The organism is Mesorhizobium sp. M7D.F.Ca.US.005.01.1.1 (genome assembly GCF_003952545.1).
GTDB lineage: Bacteria > Pseudomonadota > Alphaproteobacteria > Rhizobiales > Rhizobiaceae > Mesorhizobium > Mesorhizobium loti.
Genome location: NZ_CP034453.1, coordinates 6,218,410 through 6,231,193, shown reverse-complemented (window position 1 = coordinate 6,231,193; position 12,784 = coordinate 6,218,410). Strand labels below are relative to the sequence as shown.

14 protein-coding genes are annotated in these 12,784 nt (G+C 63.9%); 7 read left to right on the top strand and 7 right to left on the bottom strand.

What is annotated here, in order from left to right:
• Positions 1–64: 64 nt before the first annotated feature.
• Entirely contained in the window at positions 65–703 is a 639-nt protein-coding gene (locus EJ076_RS30355) for a 2-dehydro-3-deoxy-phosphogluconate aldolase (RefSeq protein ID WP_126070338.1), read from the bottom strand.
• Between the two features lie 188 nt (positions 704–891).
• Between EJ076_RS30355 and EJ076_RS30350 the strand changes: the two genes are divergently transcribed.
• From EJ076_RS30350 to EJ076_RS30340, 3 genes are all read left to right on the top strand, one after another.
• Positions 892–1,821, top strand: a complete 930-nt coding sequence (locus EJ076_RS30350) for a rhodanese-related sulfurtransferase (protein ID WP_126070337.1) — start codon at positions 892–894, stop codon at positions 1,819–1,821.
• 113 nt (positions 1,822–1,934) lie between these two features.
• Complete coding sequence (locus EJ076_RS30345; protein WP_126070336.1) at positions 1,935–2,672, top strand: tellurite resistance TerB family protein; 738 nt, start codon at positions 1,935–1,937, stop codon at positions 2,670–2,672.
• Positions 2,673–2,926: 254 nt separating this feature from the next.
• Positions 2,927–3,682, top strand: coding sequence for an SDR family oxidoreductase (locus EJ076_RS30340; RefSeq protein ID WP_109659315.1), 756 nt, complete (start codon positions 2,927–2,929; stop codon positions 3,680–3,682).
• 101 nt (positions 3,683–3,783) lie between these two features.
• On the opposite strand, the gene EJ076_RS30335 is transcribed toward EJ076_RS30340, so the two are convergent.
• Positions 3,784–4,158 (bottom strand): YciI family protein, encoded by a 375-nt coding sequence (locus EJ076_RS30335; protein WP_126070335.1) that lies wholly within the window; start codon positions 4,156–4,158, stop codon positions 3,784–3,786.
• 152 nt (positions 4,159–4,310) lie between these two features.
• Positions 4,311–5,495, bottom strand: a complete 1,185-nt coding sequence (locus tag EJ076_RS30330) for a pyridoxal phosphate-dependent aminotransferase (protein ID WP_126070334.1) — start codon at positions 5,493–5,495, stop codon at positions 4,311–4,313.
• Positions 5,496–5,578: 83 nt separating this feature from the next.
• Here EJ076_RS30330 and EJ076_RS30325 point away from each other — a divergent pair, with 83 nt between their 5' ends.
• The 4 genes from EJ076_RS30325 (at position 5,579) to denD (ending at position 8,568) form a co-directional block, all read left to right on the top strand.
• Complete coding sequence (locus tag EJ076_RS30325; RefSeq protein WP_126070333.1) at positions 5,579–6,265, top strand: GNAT family protein; 687 nt, start codon at positions 5,579–5,581, stop codon at positions 6,263–6,265.
• Positions 6,266–6,291: 26 nt separating this feature from the next.
• Positions 6,292–7,272: a cation diffusion facilitator family transporter gene (locus tag EJ076_RS30320; protein ID WP_126070332.1), complete on the top strand. Its 981-nt coding sequence runs from the start codon at positions 6,292–6,294 to the stop codon at positions 7,270–7,272.
• Positions 7,273–7,361: 89 nt separating this feature from the next.
• Positions 7,362–7,574: a hypothetical protein gene (locus tag EJ076_RS30315; RefSeq protein WP_126071175.1), complete on the top strand. Its 213-nt coding sequence runs from the start codon at positions 7,362–7,364 to the stop codon at positions 7,572–7,574.
• A 16-nt stretch (positions 7,575–7,590) separates the two neighbouring features.
• Positions 7,591–8,568 (top strand): D-erythronate dehydrogenase, encoded by a 978-nt coding sequence (gene denD / locus EJ076_RS30310; RefSeq protein WP_126070331.1) that lies wholly within the window; start codon positions 7,591–7,593, stop codon positions 8,566–8,568.
• A 25-nt stretch (positions 8,569–8,593) separates the two neighbouring features.
• On the opposite strand, the gene EJ076_RS30305 is transcribed toward denD, so the two are convergent.
• From EJ076_RS30305 to EJ076_RS30290, 4 genes are all read right to left on the bottom strand, one after another.
• Positions 8,594–9,784 (bottom strand): nickel/cobalt transporter, encoded by a 1,191-nt coding sequence (locus EJ076_RS30305; RefSeq protein WP_109659325.1) that lies wholly within the window; start codon positions 9,782–9,784, stop codon positions 8,594–8,596.
• Entirely contained in the window at positions 9,781–10,449 is a 669-nt protein-coding gene (locus EJ076_RS30300) for a DUF1007 family protein (protein WP_109659327.1), read from the bottom strand. The genes EJ076_RS30305 and EJ076_RS30300 overlap by 4 nt, the downstream gene beginning before the upstream one ends.
• A 176-nt stretch (positions 10,450–10,625) precedes the next feature.
• Positions 10,626–11,525 carry a LysR family transcriptional regulator gene (locus EJ076_RS30295; RefSeq protein ID WP_109659329.1) on the bottom strand — a complete coding sequence of 300 codons (900 nt, stop codon included), beginning with the start codon at positions 11,523–11,525 and terminating at the stop codon, positions 10,626–10,628.
• 2 nt (positions 11,526–11,527) lie between these two features.
• A complete protein-coding gene (locus tag EJ076_RS30290) occupies positions 11,528–12,724 on the bottom strand; it encodes an amidase (RefSeq protein WP_126070330.1) in 1,197 nt (398 codons plus the stop codon).
• Between the last annotated feature and the right edge of the window lie 60 nt (positions 12,725–12,784).

Genomic DNA, 12,784 nt, shown 5'->3' with positions numbered 1-12,784 from the left:
AAACATCTGGCAAAAACCCGGTCGGCGCAAGTCGTCCGGGTTTTTTCATGCCGTGATGAAAGCCTTATTTTGCGAGCTTGCTCGCCGCGCGCGCCAAGGCTTCGATCTCGTCCCATTTGCCGGCCTTGACCAAATCGTCCGGCGCAACCCAGGAGCCGCCGACGCAGACGACGTTGGGCAGGCTGAGATAGTCGGCCGCGTTCTTGGCCGAGATGCCGCCGGTCGGGCAGAATTTCACATCGGCGAGCGGTGAGGCGAAGGCCTTCAGCGAAGCGATGCCGCCCGACTGCTCGGCCGGGAAGAATTTGAGAAAGCGCAAGCCGGCTTCCCGCGCCGCCATGATCTCGCCAGGCGTGATGGCACCCGGCAACAGCGGAACATCGCTGTCGGCGGCTGCCGCCAGAAGCTCGCGGGTTATGCCGGGGCTGACGATGAAGCGCGAGCCGGCGCTGGCTGCCTCTTCGAACTGTCTGCTATCGAGAATGGTGCCGGCGCCGACGATGGCTTCCTCGACTTCACCAGCTACCCGCCGGATCGCTTCAAGCGCGTCGGCGGTCCTCAGCGTAATCTCGATCGCCGGCAGGCCGCCGCGTGCCAGAGCACGGGCCAGCGGCACGGCATTGGCGACATCAGAGATCTTCAGCACCGGGATGACCGGCTGGCCCTTGAGGAGCGACAGGAGTTTTTCGGTCTTGCTGGGCATCTGTCTCTCCGTATCCTTGGGAATTTCAACCGATTAGCAGACAGGTGTTTGCCTGTCCATGAAACCGATCGCGTCGCGATGTCACGCGCCGTCGGACAGCTTACGGGCTCTTCCCCGACAGGGCCATGACAGGATCCGGAGCCGTTTTGCCTTGAATCGGCTTTTACGAGCGTCTAGTTGCTCTGGCAATGACACCGTCCAATCCATCCCAGCCCCTTCGCGTCGCCGCACTCTACCGATTTGCCCGGCTCGACGCCTTCGAAGAGCTGCGCGCGCCGCTCGCTGCCTTCTGTTGCGGGCGCGGCATCAAGGGCACGCTGCTTCTGGCGCATGAAGGCATAAACGGCACAGTTGCCGGCGGCGAAACGGCGATTGCCGAACTGATCTTGTATCTCGAAGCCATCGAAGGGCTCGCGGGCTTGGAGGTCAAGTACAGCGTGGCTGCGGAAATGCCGTTCCACCGTATGAAGGTGCGGCTGAAGCGCGAGATCGTCACCATGGGTGTCGATGATATCGACCCTTCGAAAAGCGCCGGCACCTATGTCGCGCCGGCCGATTGGAACGCGCTGATTTCCGAGCCCGATACTGTTATCATCGACACGCGCAACGCCTACGAGGTGTCGATCGGCACTTTCAGGGGGGCGATCGACCCCGCCACCGCAAGCTTTCGCGAGTTTCCGGCCTGGGTGGAGGCGCACCGGGCGGAGCTCGAAGGCCGCAAGGTCGCGATGTTCTGCACCGGCGGTATTCGATGCGAAAAGGCGACCGCCTATGTCAGATCGCTCGGCTTCGAGGATGTGTTTCATCTCAAGGGCGGCATCCTCAAATATTTGGAAGAGGTTCCGGCCGAACAGAGCCTCTGGCAAGGCGAGTGCTTCGTCTTCGACGAGCGGGTTTCGGTGTCGCACGGCCTCGCCGAGGGCGAGGCGGAACTGTGCCGCGCCTGCCGCCATCCGCTGACCGAAAGCGAGCGATCGTCGCCGAAATTTGCCGCCGGTGTTTCGTGCCCGCATTGCTTCGATGCGCGTTCGGACGACGATCGCCAGCGTTATGCCGAACGCCAGCGGCAGGTCGAACTCGCCGCAGCACGGGGCAAGGGCCGGCATATCGGATCTTAGGCCCGAGGGTCGAGGCAAAGCGACGGTTTGTCATTGTAATGCCGGGGTACGGGACTTACCTCTGCGACGTTCGAAACCTGCCCGTTCGGCCGGGCAAATCCTGGAGGCATTGAATGTTCGATCCCAAGAAGCTTCTCGACGATCTGCTCGGCTCGCAAATCCCCGGCACCAGCGGCACCGTCCGCGACAAGGCCGGACAGGCCGTACAGATGGCCAAGGACAATCCGCTGGCCGCCGGTGCACTGGCCGCGGTGCTGCTCGGAACCGGTGCCGGTCGTGGGGTGACGGGCGCTGCGGTGAAGCTTGGTGGATTGGCCGCTATCGGCGGCCTCGCCTACAAGGCCTACCAGAACTACAAGGCCGGCAATGCACCGGCCGAGGCGCCGGCGGCCGGCGAACCGGAATTGCTGCCGCCGCCCAAGGACACCGCCTTCCACCCGTCGCAGGCACCACAGGGCGAGGACGAATTCACCCTGACCCTGGTGCGGGCGATGATCTCGGCGGCGAAGGCCGACGGCCATATCGACGATGACGAGCGCCAGAAGATCGCCGGCAAGCTCAGCGTGGCCGGCATAGGCCCCGATGCCGAAAAGTTCCTGATGGCGGAGCTGGCAAGCCCGCTCGACCTCGACACGCTGGTGGCCGGCGCCAAGACCGATGCACAGAAGCTCGAACTCTATACAGCGTCGCGCCTGACCATTGATCCGGACACACGCGCCGAGCGCGGCTATCTCGACCTCCTTGCCGGCCGGCTTGGCCTGCCGGACGCGCTGGTCGACCATGTCGAGGCGACGGTTTCGGCGGCCAAGGTGCCAGCCAAGGCGGGGACCTCACCCAATCCGCGCTGGTAGGCCAAAACGGCACAGGCCGCCTTTGTCGAGTTAACCTTTCGTTAACTCAGCAAGCGCATCATTCTACACAGTCGGATCGGCTTTCCTCCTCCCAAGCCCGGTTCAGATCAGGGCGGTCGCCAATGACCGCCCTTTTTGTCGAGACCTAGGTGGACTCGCTTGCCATCGCCGCCGTCATTTGCGATGCCTTCTTTTCTCGAGCCAAACCCCGAAAATCAGTCGAGCAAGCGCAGCGCTGCCGGAGGACAACAGCCATGACCGAGCAAAGAACCGCCATCGTCACCGGCGCCGGCACGGGCATCGGCAAGAGCGTCGCCACGGCACTGCTCAAGGCCGGCTGGAACACGGTGTTCTGCGGACGCCGCAAATCCGTGCTGGATGCAGCGGTGGCCGAGGCCGGCCGCACCGATGCCAAGGCATTGGCGGTTGCCTGCGACATCTCCAAGGCTGAACAGGTCGACGATCTGTTCGAGACGGTGGCTGAGGCCTTTGGTCGTGTCGACCTGCTCTTCAACAATGCCGGCATGGGCTACAAATCGACGCCGATCGACGAGATCCCTGTCGAGGTGTGGAACGATATCGTCGGGGTCAACCTCACCGGTTCGTTCCTGTGCGCCCGCGCCGCCTTCGGCGCCATGCGCAAGCAGAGGCCGATGGGTGGCCGCATCATCAACAACGGTTCGGTGTCGGCCTATGCGCCACGTCCGGGTTCGGTCCCCTACACAGCGACCAAGCATGCCATCACCGGACTGACCAAGACGCTGGCGCTCGATGGCCGGCCCTATGACATTGCCTGCGGCCAGATCGACATCGGCAATGCGCTGACCGACATGGCGCAGCCAATGACGGTCGGCGTTCCGCAGGCCAACGGCTCGATATCAGCCGAAGCGGTTATGGATGTTCAGCGCGTGGCCGACGCCGTCGTCCACATGGCCAGCCTGCCGCTCGACGCCAATGTGCTGTTCATGACGGTGATGGCGACCAAGATGCCGTTTGTCGGGCGTGGGTGAGCAGCCCGGTTCGCGTAAGCGAATTCATCGTGCCAGTGGCACGATGAAAGGCCGGCGAACGCTGGGACGCTGCGAAGCAGCGGGGACCCAGCCGGATGGTTTTATTTCCCTGCCAGCGGCACGCCGGGCTTGAAGAGCAGAATGGGCCTGATCTCGTAAACGGCGGTAGGATTGACGCGGCGAAGGTCGCGGGCGATCGCGATGGCGTCGTCTCTCGTGGTGCAGTCGACCACATAGAGGCCGAGCAACTGTTCCTTGGTTTCTGCGAAAGGGCCGTCGATGATTATGCCGTCGCCCGCGCCGCGCAGCGTGCAAGCATCGTTTGTCGCCCCCAGACGCGCGGACGGTCCAAGCGTGCCTGCCTCATGAAGCCGGGTGTTGATCTTCAGCAGGTCGGCCATCAGCGCCGCGTCTTCCTGCGGCGTCAGCGCCTTGATCGCATCTTCCACGTGATAGGCAAGGATTGCATAGAACATCTGAGGCACCTGCTTCGATCCTGATCCAGGGAGCGTAGCTGTTCCCAACACACACGCCCAGCCCCTGGCCGTGCGTCTCCGGACGGATCATGACACCATCATTGTCGCCAGTCGCAACCGCCCGGAAAGAGGCCAGCGGCCCGCTTTGAAGCTCACTTCGCCAGGAACGTTCCGATCCTGTCCAGCGCGCGCAAGATGTTCTCCTCGGAGTTGGCGTAGGAGAGCCTGATATAGCCTTCGCCGAGAATGCCGAAATCGGGGCCGCCGATCAGCGCCACGCCGGCCTCGTCGAGCAGCGCCGAAGCAAGCTTCTTCGCCTTCCAGCCGGTCTTCGAGACGTTGGGGAAGGCGTAGAACGCGCCCTTGGGCGTGATGCAGGAAATGTCAGGCAGGGCGTTCAATCCCTCGACAACGATCTTCCGGCGGCGGTCGAAGGCACGCATCATCTTGTCGACGTCGTCCTGCGGGCCGTCGATGGCCGCGATGCCGGCAAACTGGCTCGGCGCGTTGACGCAAGACCAGCAATTGACCGCCAGCTTGCGCACCTTGTCGTAGAGATGGGCGCCCTTGTCGCCATTCGGCCAGATCGACCAGCCCATGCGCCAGCCGGTCATCGCCCAGGTCTTCGACCAGCCATTGAGCACGATCAGCCGGTCGCGGATCTCGGGAAAGCCAAGCAGCGAGCAATGCGTTTCGCCGTCATAGGTCATGACGTCGTAGATCTCGTCGGAAAGGATGGCGACCTGCGGATGCGCCTCCAGCCCCTTGACCAGTTTCTCGATCTCGGCACGGGGCGTGACGCCGCCGGTCGGATTGGCGGGCGAGTTGAGGATCAACAGCCTGGTCTTCGAGGTGATCAGCGCCAGCGTCTCCTCGGCGGAGAAGGCAAAGCCGTTCTCCTCTCGCATCGGCACGGGAATAGGCGCGGCGCCAGTGAACTCGATCATCGAGCGGTAGATGGGGAAGCCCGGATCGGGATAGAGGATCTCGGCGCCAGGCTCGCCGAACATCAGGATCGCGGCGAACATGGTCGGCTTGCCGCCGGGCAGGATCATCACCGTTTCAGGCGATATTTCGACACCGGTGGTGGTCAGCGTGCGGCGCACCACCGCCTCGCGCGTCGCCAGCAGGCCATTGGCCGGCGTGTAGCCGTGGTGACCGTCGCGCAGCGCCTTGATCGCCGCCTCGACGATGTGCTGCGGCGTCTTGAAGTCGGGCTGGCCGATGCCGAGATTGACGATGTCGCGGCCTTGTTGGGCCAGCGCCGTGGCCCTCGCGAGCACGGCAAAGGCGTTTTCCTCGCCGAGACGGTCGAAGGCCGAAATCGTGTGGAGCATTTTTCCCGTCCGTGTGGTTCTTGCTGTTGGGTCGCGTTTTTGTGAGCCTCGGGCCGCAAAAGTCAAACGGATTGGAGCTTTCGGTGTCGGAAAATCTCAAGGATTGGCAACCGCGTCCGCGGCCGGAGCGCAAGGCCATCGACGGAAGCTATGTCCGGCTCGAGCCGCTGAATGCCGCAAAACACGGCGACGGCCTCTACGAAGCGTCCTCCGTATCCGATGTGGATGGGCGCTTCGCCTGGCTGCCCGACTATCCGCCGGAGACCCGCGCCGCCTTCCAGCCATGGCTGGACAAGGTCGAGGCCAGCGAGGATCCGCTGTTCTTCACCGTCATCGACAAGGCCAGCGGCAAGGTCGCCGGACGCCAGACGCTGATGCGCATCGATCCAGCCTACGGCGTCATCGAGATCGGCAACATCTATTGGGGGCCACTCATCTCGCGCAAGCCGGGAGCGACCGAAGCGCAGTTCCTGTTCATGAAATACATCTTCGACGAGCTTGGCTATCGCCGCTACGAATGGAAGTGCAACAACCGCAACGAGCCATCGAAGCGGGCGGCCGAACGGTTCGGCTTCAAATTCGAAGGCATTTTCCGCCAGCATCTCATCGTCAAGGGTGAAAACCGTGATACGGCATGGTATTCGATCATCGACAAGGAGTGGCCGGCGCTGCGCAGTGCCTATGAGGCGTGGCTCGATCCGACCAATTTCGATGGCGACGGCCAGCAGAAGCGACGGCTCGAGGATTTTCGCGCGCAGTTCGGGGCGTGAGATCAGGCGGGTAACGGGAGTTGCCATTGGCACATACCCACGATCACGGCGGGCATGATCACGGTGCTGGCCATGTGCATGGCTCGACCGACAAGAAACGCGTTCTGATCGCAGCCTGCCTGACCGGCGGCTTCATGGTTGCCGAAGCGCTCGGCGGCATCCTCACCGGGTCGCTGGCGCTGCTGGCCGATGCCGGCCACATGCTCGCCGATTCGATCGCGCTCGGCCTTGCCTGGTATGCGTTTCATCTTGCGGGGCGTCCGGCGACCGGCCGCCTCACCTACGGCTTCGGTCGGGTCAAGACGCTGGTGGCCTATACCAACGGCATTGCCATCTTCGTCATCGCGCTGTGGATCGTCTATGAAGCGTGGGGGCGCCTGCAGGCGCCGACGCCGGTGCTTGGCGGGCCGATGCTGGCGGTGGCGATCCTCGGCCTGCTGATCAATATCGGCTCGTTCTTCGTGCTGCATGGCGGCGACCGCGAGAGCCTGAACATGCGCGGCGCCATCCTGCATGTGCTTGGCGACCTGCTCGGCTCGGCCGCGGCCATCGTTGCGGCGCTGGTCATCCTGGCGACCGGCTGGACGCCGATCGACCCGATCCTGTCGGTTCTGGTCTCGCTGCTGATCCTGTACACGGCGTGGTCGCTGATGCGTGAAGCAGCCCATGTCCTGCTCGAGGGCGTGCCGCCGACCCTCGACCGCGATCTGATCGCCAGGGACATCGAGGCGACGGTCCAAGGCGTGCGCGAAGTGCACCATATGCATGTCTGGTCGCTCGACGGGACCAGCAACATGGCGACGCTGCATGCCTGCCTCAACGAGGGTGTCGATGCGCATCAGGCGGTCAGCGCCGTCAAGAAGCGGCTTGCCAGCGAGCACGGCATCAGCCATGCCACCGTGGAACCGGAATTCGGACAGTGCGCCGACGATGGCGATGACCACGAGCACGACCACGACCACGGGCGCGAGCATGACGAGGCCGCGCACCACGACCACCATCACTAGGACCGATCGATTGATGTCGATTGGTCCTGCCTCAGGAGTTGCAAGACCTTGAAAACCAGCTTGATGAACACCCGCTGCCCTGGTGCGGCGTGATGGACCGCGACACCAGGAATGCTCTTATCGCCGCGGTGTGGATCATGCTTCTGTTCGGCATCGGCGCCTACTATCTGCCGACCGTAATGTTGGCGCTCGGCAGCCTTTCGACCGTGCTGGCCGGCGCGTTTGGCATCGTCTTCGTGCTGGCGTTCTTCTCGGTGTTCTGGCTGCGGGCCCGCAACCAGCGCAAAAACCAGGGTAAGTAGGCAAGGGATTTTCGACATGCGCATTCTGATCACTGGCGCCGCGGGCATGGTCGGCCGCAAGCTCATCGCCCGGCTGGCCAAGGACGGCACGCTGCGCGACGGCAAGATCATCGCGCTCGACCTACATGACATCGTGCCGCCGCAGGCACCTGGCATGGACGGCGTCAGCGTCACCCTCCACACCGGGGACCTCGCCGAGGCGGGTGCTGCCGAGCGCCTGGTCGCGTCGCGTCCCGATGTTGTCTTCCATCTCGCCGGCATCGTGTCGGGCGAGGCGGAAGCCAATTTCAATCTAGGCTACCGCGTCAATCTCGACGGCACGCGAGCGCTGTTCGACGCCATCCGGCTGGCCGGCTTTGCGCCGCGTGTCGTTTTCACCTCGTCGATCGCGGTGTTCGGCGCGCCGTTCCCGGATGTCATACCGGACGAATTCCATCCGACGCCGCTGACCTCCTACGGCACGCAGAAGCAGATGAGCGAAGCGCTCTTGGCTGATTACACGCGGCGCGGCTTCTTCGACGGCATCGGCATCAGGCTGCCGACCATCTGCGTGCGACCCGGCAAGCCGAACAAGGCGGCCTCGGGCTTCTTCTCCGGCATCATCCGCGAGCCCTTGAGCGGCCACGAGGCGATCCTGCCGGTGCCGCGCTCGGTCGTGCACACCCATGCCAGTCCGCGTTCGGCGGTCAATTTCCTGATCCATGCGGCAGGAATCGACGGCAGCGCCGTCGGGCCGCGCCGCAACCTGACGATGCCTGGCGTCGCCGTTAGTGTTGGCGAGCAGATCGAGGCGCTGGAACGCATCGCCGGCCCAAAGGTGGTGAAACTGATCCGCGAGGAGCCGGACGCGACGATCTGGGCGATCGTCAAGGGCTGGCCGACGCGGTTCGAGGCGCGGCGCTCGAGGGAACTTGGGTTCAGCGCCGAAAAGAGTTTTGACGAGATCATCCGCGCGCATATCGAGGATGAGCTCGGCGGCAAGGTCGCGGGTTAAACTCCGAGCCTCGCGGCGCTGGGCATCATCCGCCGGTCGCCAGGCTTGCCGACAGCAGCAACAGTCCGAACAGGAACACGAAGGCCGCGCCGCCGATCTCGACGATCGAGTGGATGCGGTTGCCCATGCGGCCGTCGCCGGCGAAATACACCGCCCAGTTCTTGGCGGTCACCGCAAGTGTGGCCAGGGCTGAAACGGTGATCGCGGTTCCCAGCGACATTGCCAGCACTGACAGCAGGCCACCCAGCCAAAGTCCGTTGAGCAAGGCGAAGCTGAGCACGATCAGCGCACCGGAGCAGGGGCGGATGCCGACCGCCGCCACCGCCGACCAGGCCGTGCGCCAGTCGAAGCGGTCGCCAGACAGCAGTGCCGGGTCGGGTGCGTGCGAATGACCGCAGGTGTCGCAGACCTCACCCACCGCGTGATCGTGATGAGCATGATCGTGTGTGGCGTGATCATGGTCGTGATGATCGTGGGAATGGCTATGCGCGTGGTCGTGATCGTCATGCACCTGCAGCGCATGCGAATGGGCATGCGCCGAATGGCTGTGAGCGGCATGCGAATGACCTGCATGCGAGTGACCATGCGAATGGCCACCATGAGAATGACCGGCATGAGCCGCCGACAGGCTGTAGGCCGGGCCTCTTCCGAACAGACGCAGGACGGCGGGGCCGAGCTTGCGCCACAGCAGCCAGGCGCCGAACAGGGTGACGAAGACAAAGCTCATGATCTCCATGAACCAGGCCGCGTCGGTCATCGAGACGGAGGTGCCGCGCAGGACGAAATAGGCCACCCCCATCACCGCGATCGCGGTCAGGCCCTGCAGCAGTGCCGAGACGAAGGACAGCAGGATACCGCGGCGCAGGGCCACTTCGTTGGCCACCATGTAGGACGAGATCACCGCCTTGCCGTGGCCGGGGCCGGCGGCATGGAAAATGCCGTAGGCGAAGGACAGCCCGACGAGTATCCAGATCTTGCTGCCGTCCTGGCGCATCGCCTTCATCGCCGTTGCCAGCGCTCGATAGAATTCCTGCTGCCTGAGATTGATCCACATCAGGATGTGGGCAAACGGGCCGGTGGTGGGCGCCATACCGTCATTGACGCCGATGCCGAGCGAACTCTGGGCATGGGCGCCGTTGGCAAAATGCATCATGACAACGGTGACGGCCAACAGGCCGAATGCCAAACGCAGGGACGGTTTCGTCACCGGCTTCATCCTTCTGGCTGACAGGTCAGTTCGAGCTTGGTGGCGAAGATCTTGCTCATGTCGGTGCCGGTCGGATCGTTGAAGAAGGCATCGGTGAGGGTCTTCTGGTTTTCCTTGATCGCCTCGTCCGGGTCCGGACGGATCACCTTGCTGGTGCAATTCGACGGCAGGCCTTCAACCGTGATGTTGGAATCCTCGGTGAAGTCGATCGCGGTGTAGAATGTCGGGTCGTAGACACCGATGTCGATCTTGCCGTTGAGCTTGATCGGCACCTTCGGCTCGGATTCGAACAGGATGATCAACTGGTCGTTGTCGAAATTGGCCATCAGATGCGGCGGCGGCGTCATCGCCACGTCCTTGCCGTCAACGGTGACGAGCTGGAAGTAATTGAACTCGGCCAGCGAGGCATGGACGGTGTCGGCGACCTCCTTCAGCTCCTTGTCGTCGAGCTTCAGGTCGGAGTTCTTGTCGAACTCCATCATCACCGTCGAGGAAAACAGATCGTCGAAGCGCCAGAGGTGACGCAGCGCTTTCACACTTTGGTGATCCGGGGAGAGGATCACGTCAAGGCGGGCCTCGGCGAAGACGTGCGGGTGCACCTCAGCTGGTCCAGTGGCGGCGAAGGTCGCCGCCAAGGCCGAAGCCAGCATGATAGCGTGCCGTTTCAGGTGCATTCTCGGTCGCGATTCCATCGGCCTCGGAGAGATGTCGAGAGTTACCAGAAAGGGGGCGAAATTGGGACCGCTGCTGCGTGTCGCCCAAAAGTGCGCAGCGGTTTTAGGACGACGACACGCACAACAAAAACTCAAGGCGCGTTCGTGGCGCAACGCGCTTTGACGGCTGAAACCAGTCAAGCGGCTTCGCGCGTCCTGAACCACTGCACCAGGAAGTCGACGAAAACGCGGACCTTGGCCGGCAAATAGCGGCGATGCGGGTAGACGGCGAAGATGCCGCCGCCCGACAGGATGCGGTCATCCATCACCGACACCAGTTGGCCGCTCGCGAGGTCGGGAGCGGCAATGAAATCCGGCAGGACGGAAAATCCGAGCCCCGCCACGGCCGCGGCTCTCGCCGTCATCGGGCTGTTGACCTCGATCGGGCCCGACACCGAAACGCTCACCGGATCGCCATTGTCGCCCTTGAACGGCCAGTTGTTCAGCCCGCGGCCATTGGTGTCGACGATGCAGGGCATTCGGCTGAGATCCTGCGGCCGTGTCGGCGTGCCATGCTTGGCGATCAGTTCGGGAGAGGCGCAGAGCTTTATCGAAAATGGCGCCAGGCGCCTGGCGATCAGCGACGAGTTCTCCAGCCGCGAGATGCGCACCGCAAGATCGAAGCCTTCCTCGACCAAATCGACGAAGCGGTCGTCGAGCTGGATGTCGAGCACAATGTCGGGATGCTGCTTGGCGAAATCGATCAGCGACTGGCCGATCGGCGCGTCGGCGAAGGTGCGCGGCGCCGACAGCTTGATCCGGCCGCGCACGTCGCCGGAGGATTCGCGCACGGCGTCGGCCAGGCTGTCGACCTCGCGCACGATTTCCGAGGCGCGCCGGTAATAGGTGTGGCCGGCCTCGGTCATCGAGAACTGGCGCGTGGTGCGGTTGAGGAGCAGCGCGCCGAGTTCGTCCTCCAGCTCGCGCACATATTTCGACAAAAGGGCCTTGGAACGGCCGATCTTGCGCGCCGCCGCCGAAAAGCCCTCGGCTTCGACCACGTCGATGAAGGCACGCATGCGGGTCAGTGTGTCCATGGTCAGGCCTTTCGTGCCGCGTCGAGGAGTTTCCGGCCGAGCCGTATCAGGGCAATGTCGCTGCCGGAAGGCCCAAGCAGCGATAGGCCGAACGGGGCGCCGGCGACCGAGCCGATGGGCAGGGTGATTTGCGGGAAGCCGGACAGGCCGGCCAGGCACAGAAGCTGGAGCGCCCGTTCGCGATAGGCCTGGAACTGCTCCGGCGTGCTGTCGACGTAGGGCGCTGGGCCCGGCACCGTCGGCAGGACAAGGAAGCCGTCCTTGCCGAGCAGGGCGCTCAGTTCGCCGCGAAAGGTCAGCCGGCGCACCTTTTCAGCCTGGGCTGTCTTGTCGTCGACGGCACGGCCAAAGCCGAAGCGCTCTTCAACGCCGGGGCCGAGGTCGCGCTCACCGCTTGTGATCCATTCGCCATGCACCGCCCAGGCCTCCCTGGCCTGCAGCCGGCGAAAGCACCAGTAGAGTTCATCCGCGGATGAGGTGAAGCGGATTGCCTGCGTCACAGGCGGGCCGAAGACTGCGCTCGCCAGCGCCTTCATTCCTGCATATTCGGCTATCGCTGGGCGGGCGACCATCCCATCCAGCCATTCCAGCGCCAGCGGCCGGTCGAGCGTGTGCTGGTGCGGGTCGCGGCCGAGCAGCAGCTTGCCGACGGTCTCATAGGTCTCGATATCGTCGGCGAACCAGCCGAACGTGTCGAAGCTCGGGGCCAGCTTCATCGTGCCATCGAGCGAAATGCGGCCATGTGTGGTGCGCAGCCCGATCAATCCGCAGAAGCTCGCCGGCGCGCGGATCGAGCCGCCGGTGTCGGAGCCGGTGGCGATATCGGCCAGCCTGCCCGCCACTGCCGCCGCCGATCCCGATGACGAGCCGCCGGTGACGCGGTCGGGCGCTGCCGGGTTCACCGGAAACGAGAAATGCGCATTCTGGCCGAACAGCGCGAAGGCAAGCTCGTCGGTCTGCGTCTTGCCGACGAAGCGTGCGCCGGCATCGAGAATCATCTGCACGGCGGGTGCCGTGCGCGAAGCGGCGGGGCTTTCGGCGAATTTCCTGGAATTGCCGCAGCCGGTGCGGTAGCCGGCGACGTCGTAGATGTCCTTGACGGCCAGCCGCAGGCCGGCCAGGGGCCCGAGTTCGGCATGTGCCACCGGCATCTGGCGAAGATCGAGAAAGGCGTTGAGAGGGCCGTGCGTGCCTGTCATCGTTCGATATCCGGATACGGTTGCCGCAACATCGTTCGATGCCAGAAATTTTACAACCTG

Excerpts from the sequence above, each read along its gene's own strand:
- EJ076_RS30355 (WP_126070338.1), bottom strand. The coding sequence starts at position 703 with ATGCCCAGCAAGACCGAAAAACTCCTGTCGCTCCTCAAGGGCCAGCCG.
- EJ076_RS30350 (WP_126070337.1), top strand. The coding sequence starts at position 892 with ATGACACCGTCCAATCCATCCCAGCCCCTTCGCGTCGCCGCACTCTAC.
- EJ076_RS30345 (WP_126070336.1), top strand. The coding sequence starts at position 1,935 with ATGTTCGATCCCAAGAAGCTTCTCGACGATCTGCTCGGCTCGCAAATC.
- EJ076_RS30340 (WP_109659315.1), top strand. The coding sequence starts at position 2,927 with ATGACCGAGCAAAGAACCGCCATCGTCACCGGCGCCGGCACGGGCATC.
- EJ076_RS30335 (WP_126070335.1), bottom strand. The coding sequence starts at position 4,158 with ATGTTCTATGCAATCCTTGCCTATCACGTGGAAGATGCGATCAAGGCG.
- EJ076_RS30330 (WP_126070334.1), bottom strand. The coding sequence starts at position 5,495 with ATGCTCCACACGATTTCGGCCTTCGACCGTCTCGGCGAGGAAAACGCC.
- denD (WP_126070331.1), top strand. The coding sequence starts at position 7,591 with ATGCGCATTCTGATCACTGGCGCCGCGGGCATGGTCGGCCGCAAGCTC.
- EJ076_RS30305 (WP_109659325.1), bottom strand. The coding sequence starts at position 9,784 with ATGAAGCCGGTGACGAAACCGTCCCTGCGTTTGGCATTCGGCCTGTTG.
- EJ076_RS30300 (WP_109659327.1), bottom strand. The coding sequence starts at position 10,449 with ATGCACCTGAAACGGCACGCTATCATGCTGGCTTCGGCCTTGGCGGCG.
- EJ076_RS30295 (WP_109659329.1), bottom strand. The coding sequence starts at position 11,525 with ATGGACACACTGACCCGCATGCGTGCCTTCATCGACGTGGTCGAAGCC.
- EJ076_RS30290 (WP_126070330.1), bottom strand. The coding sequence starts at position 12,724 with ATGACAGGCACGCACGGCCCTCTCAACGCCTTTCTCGATCTTCGCCAG.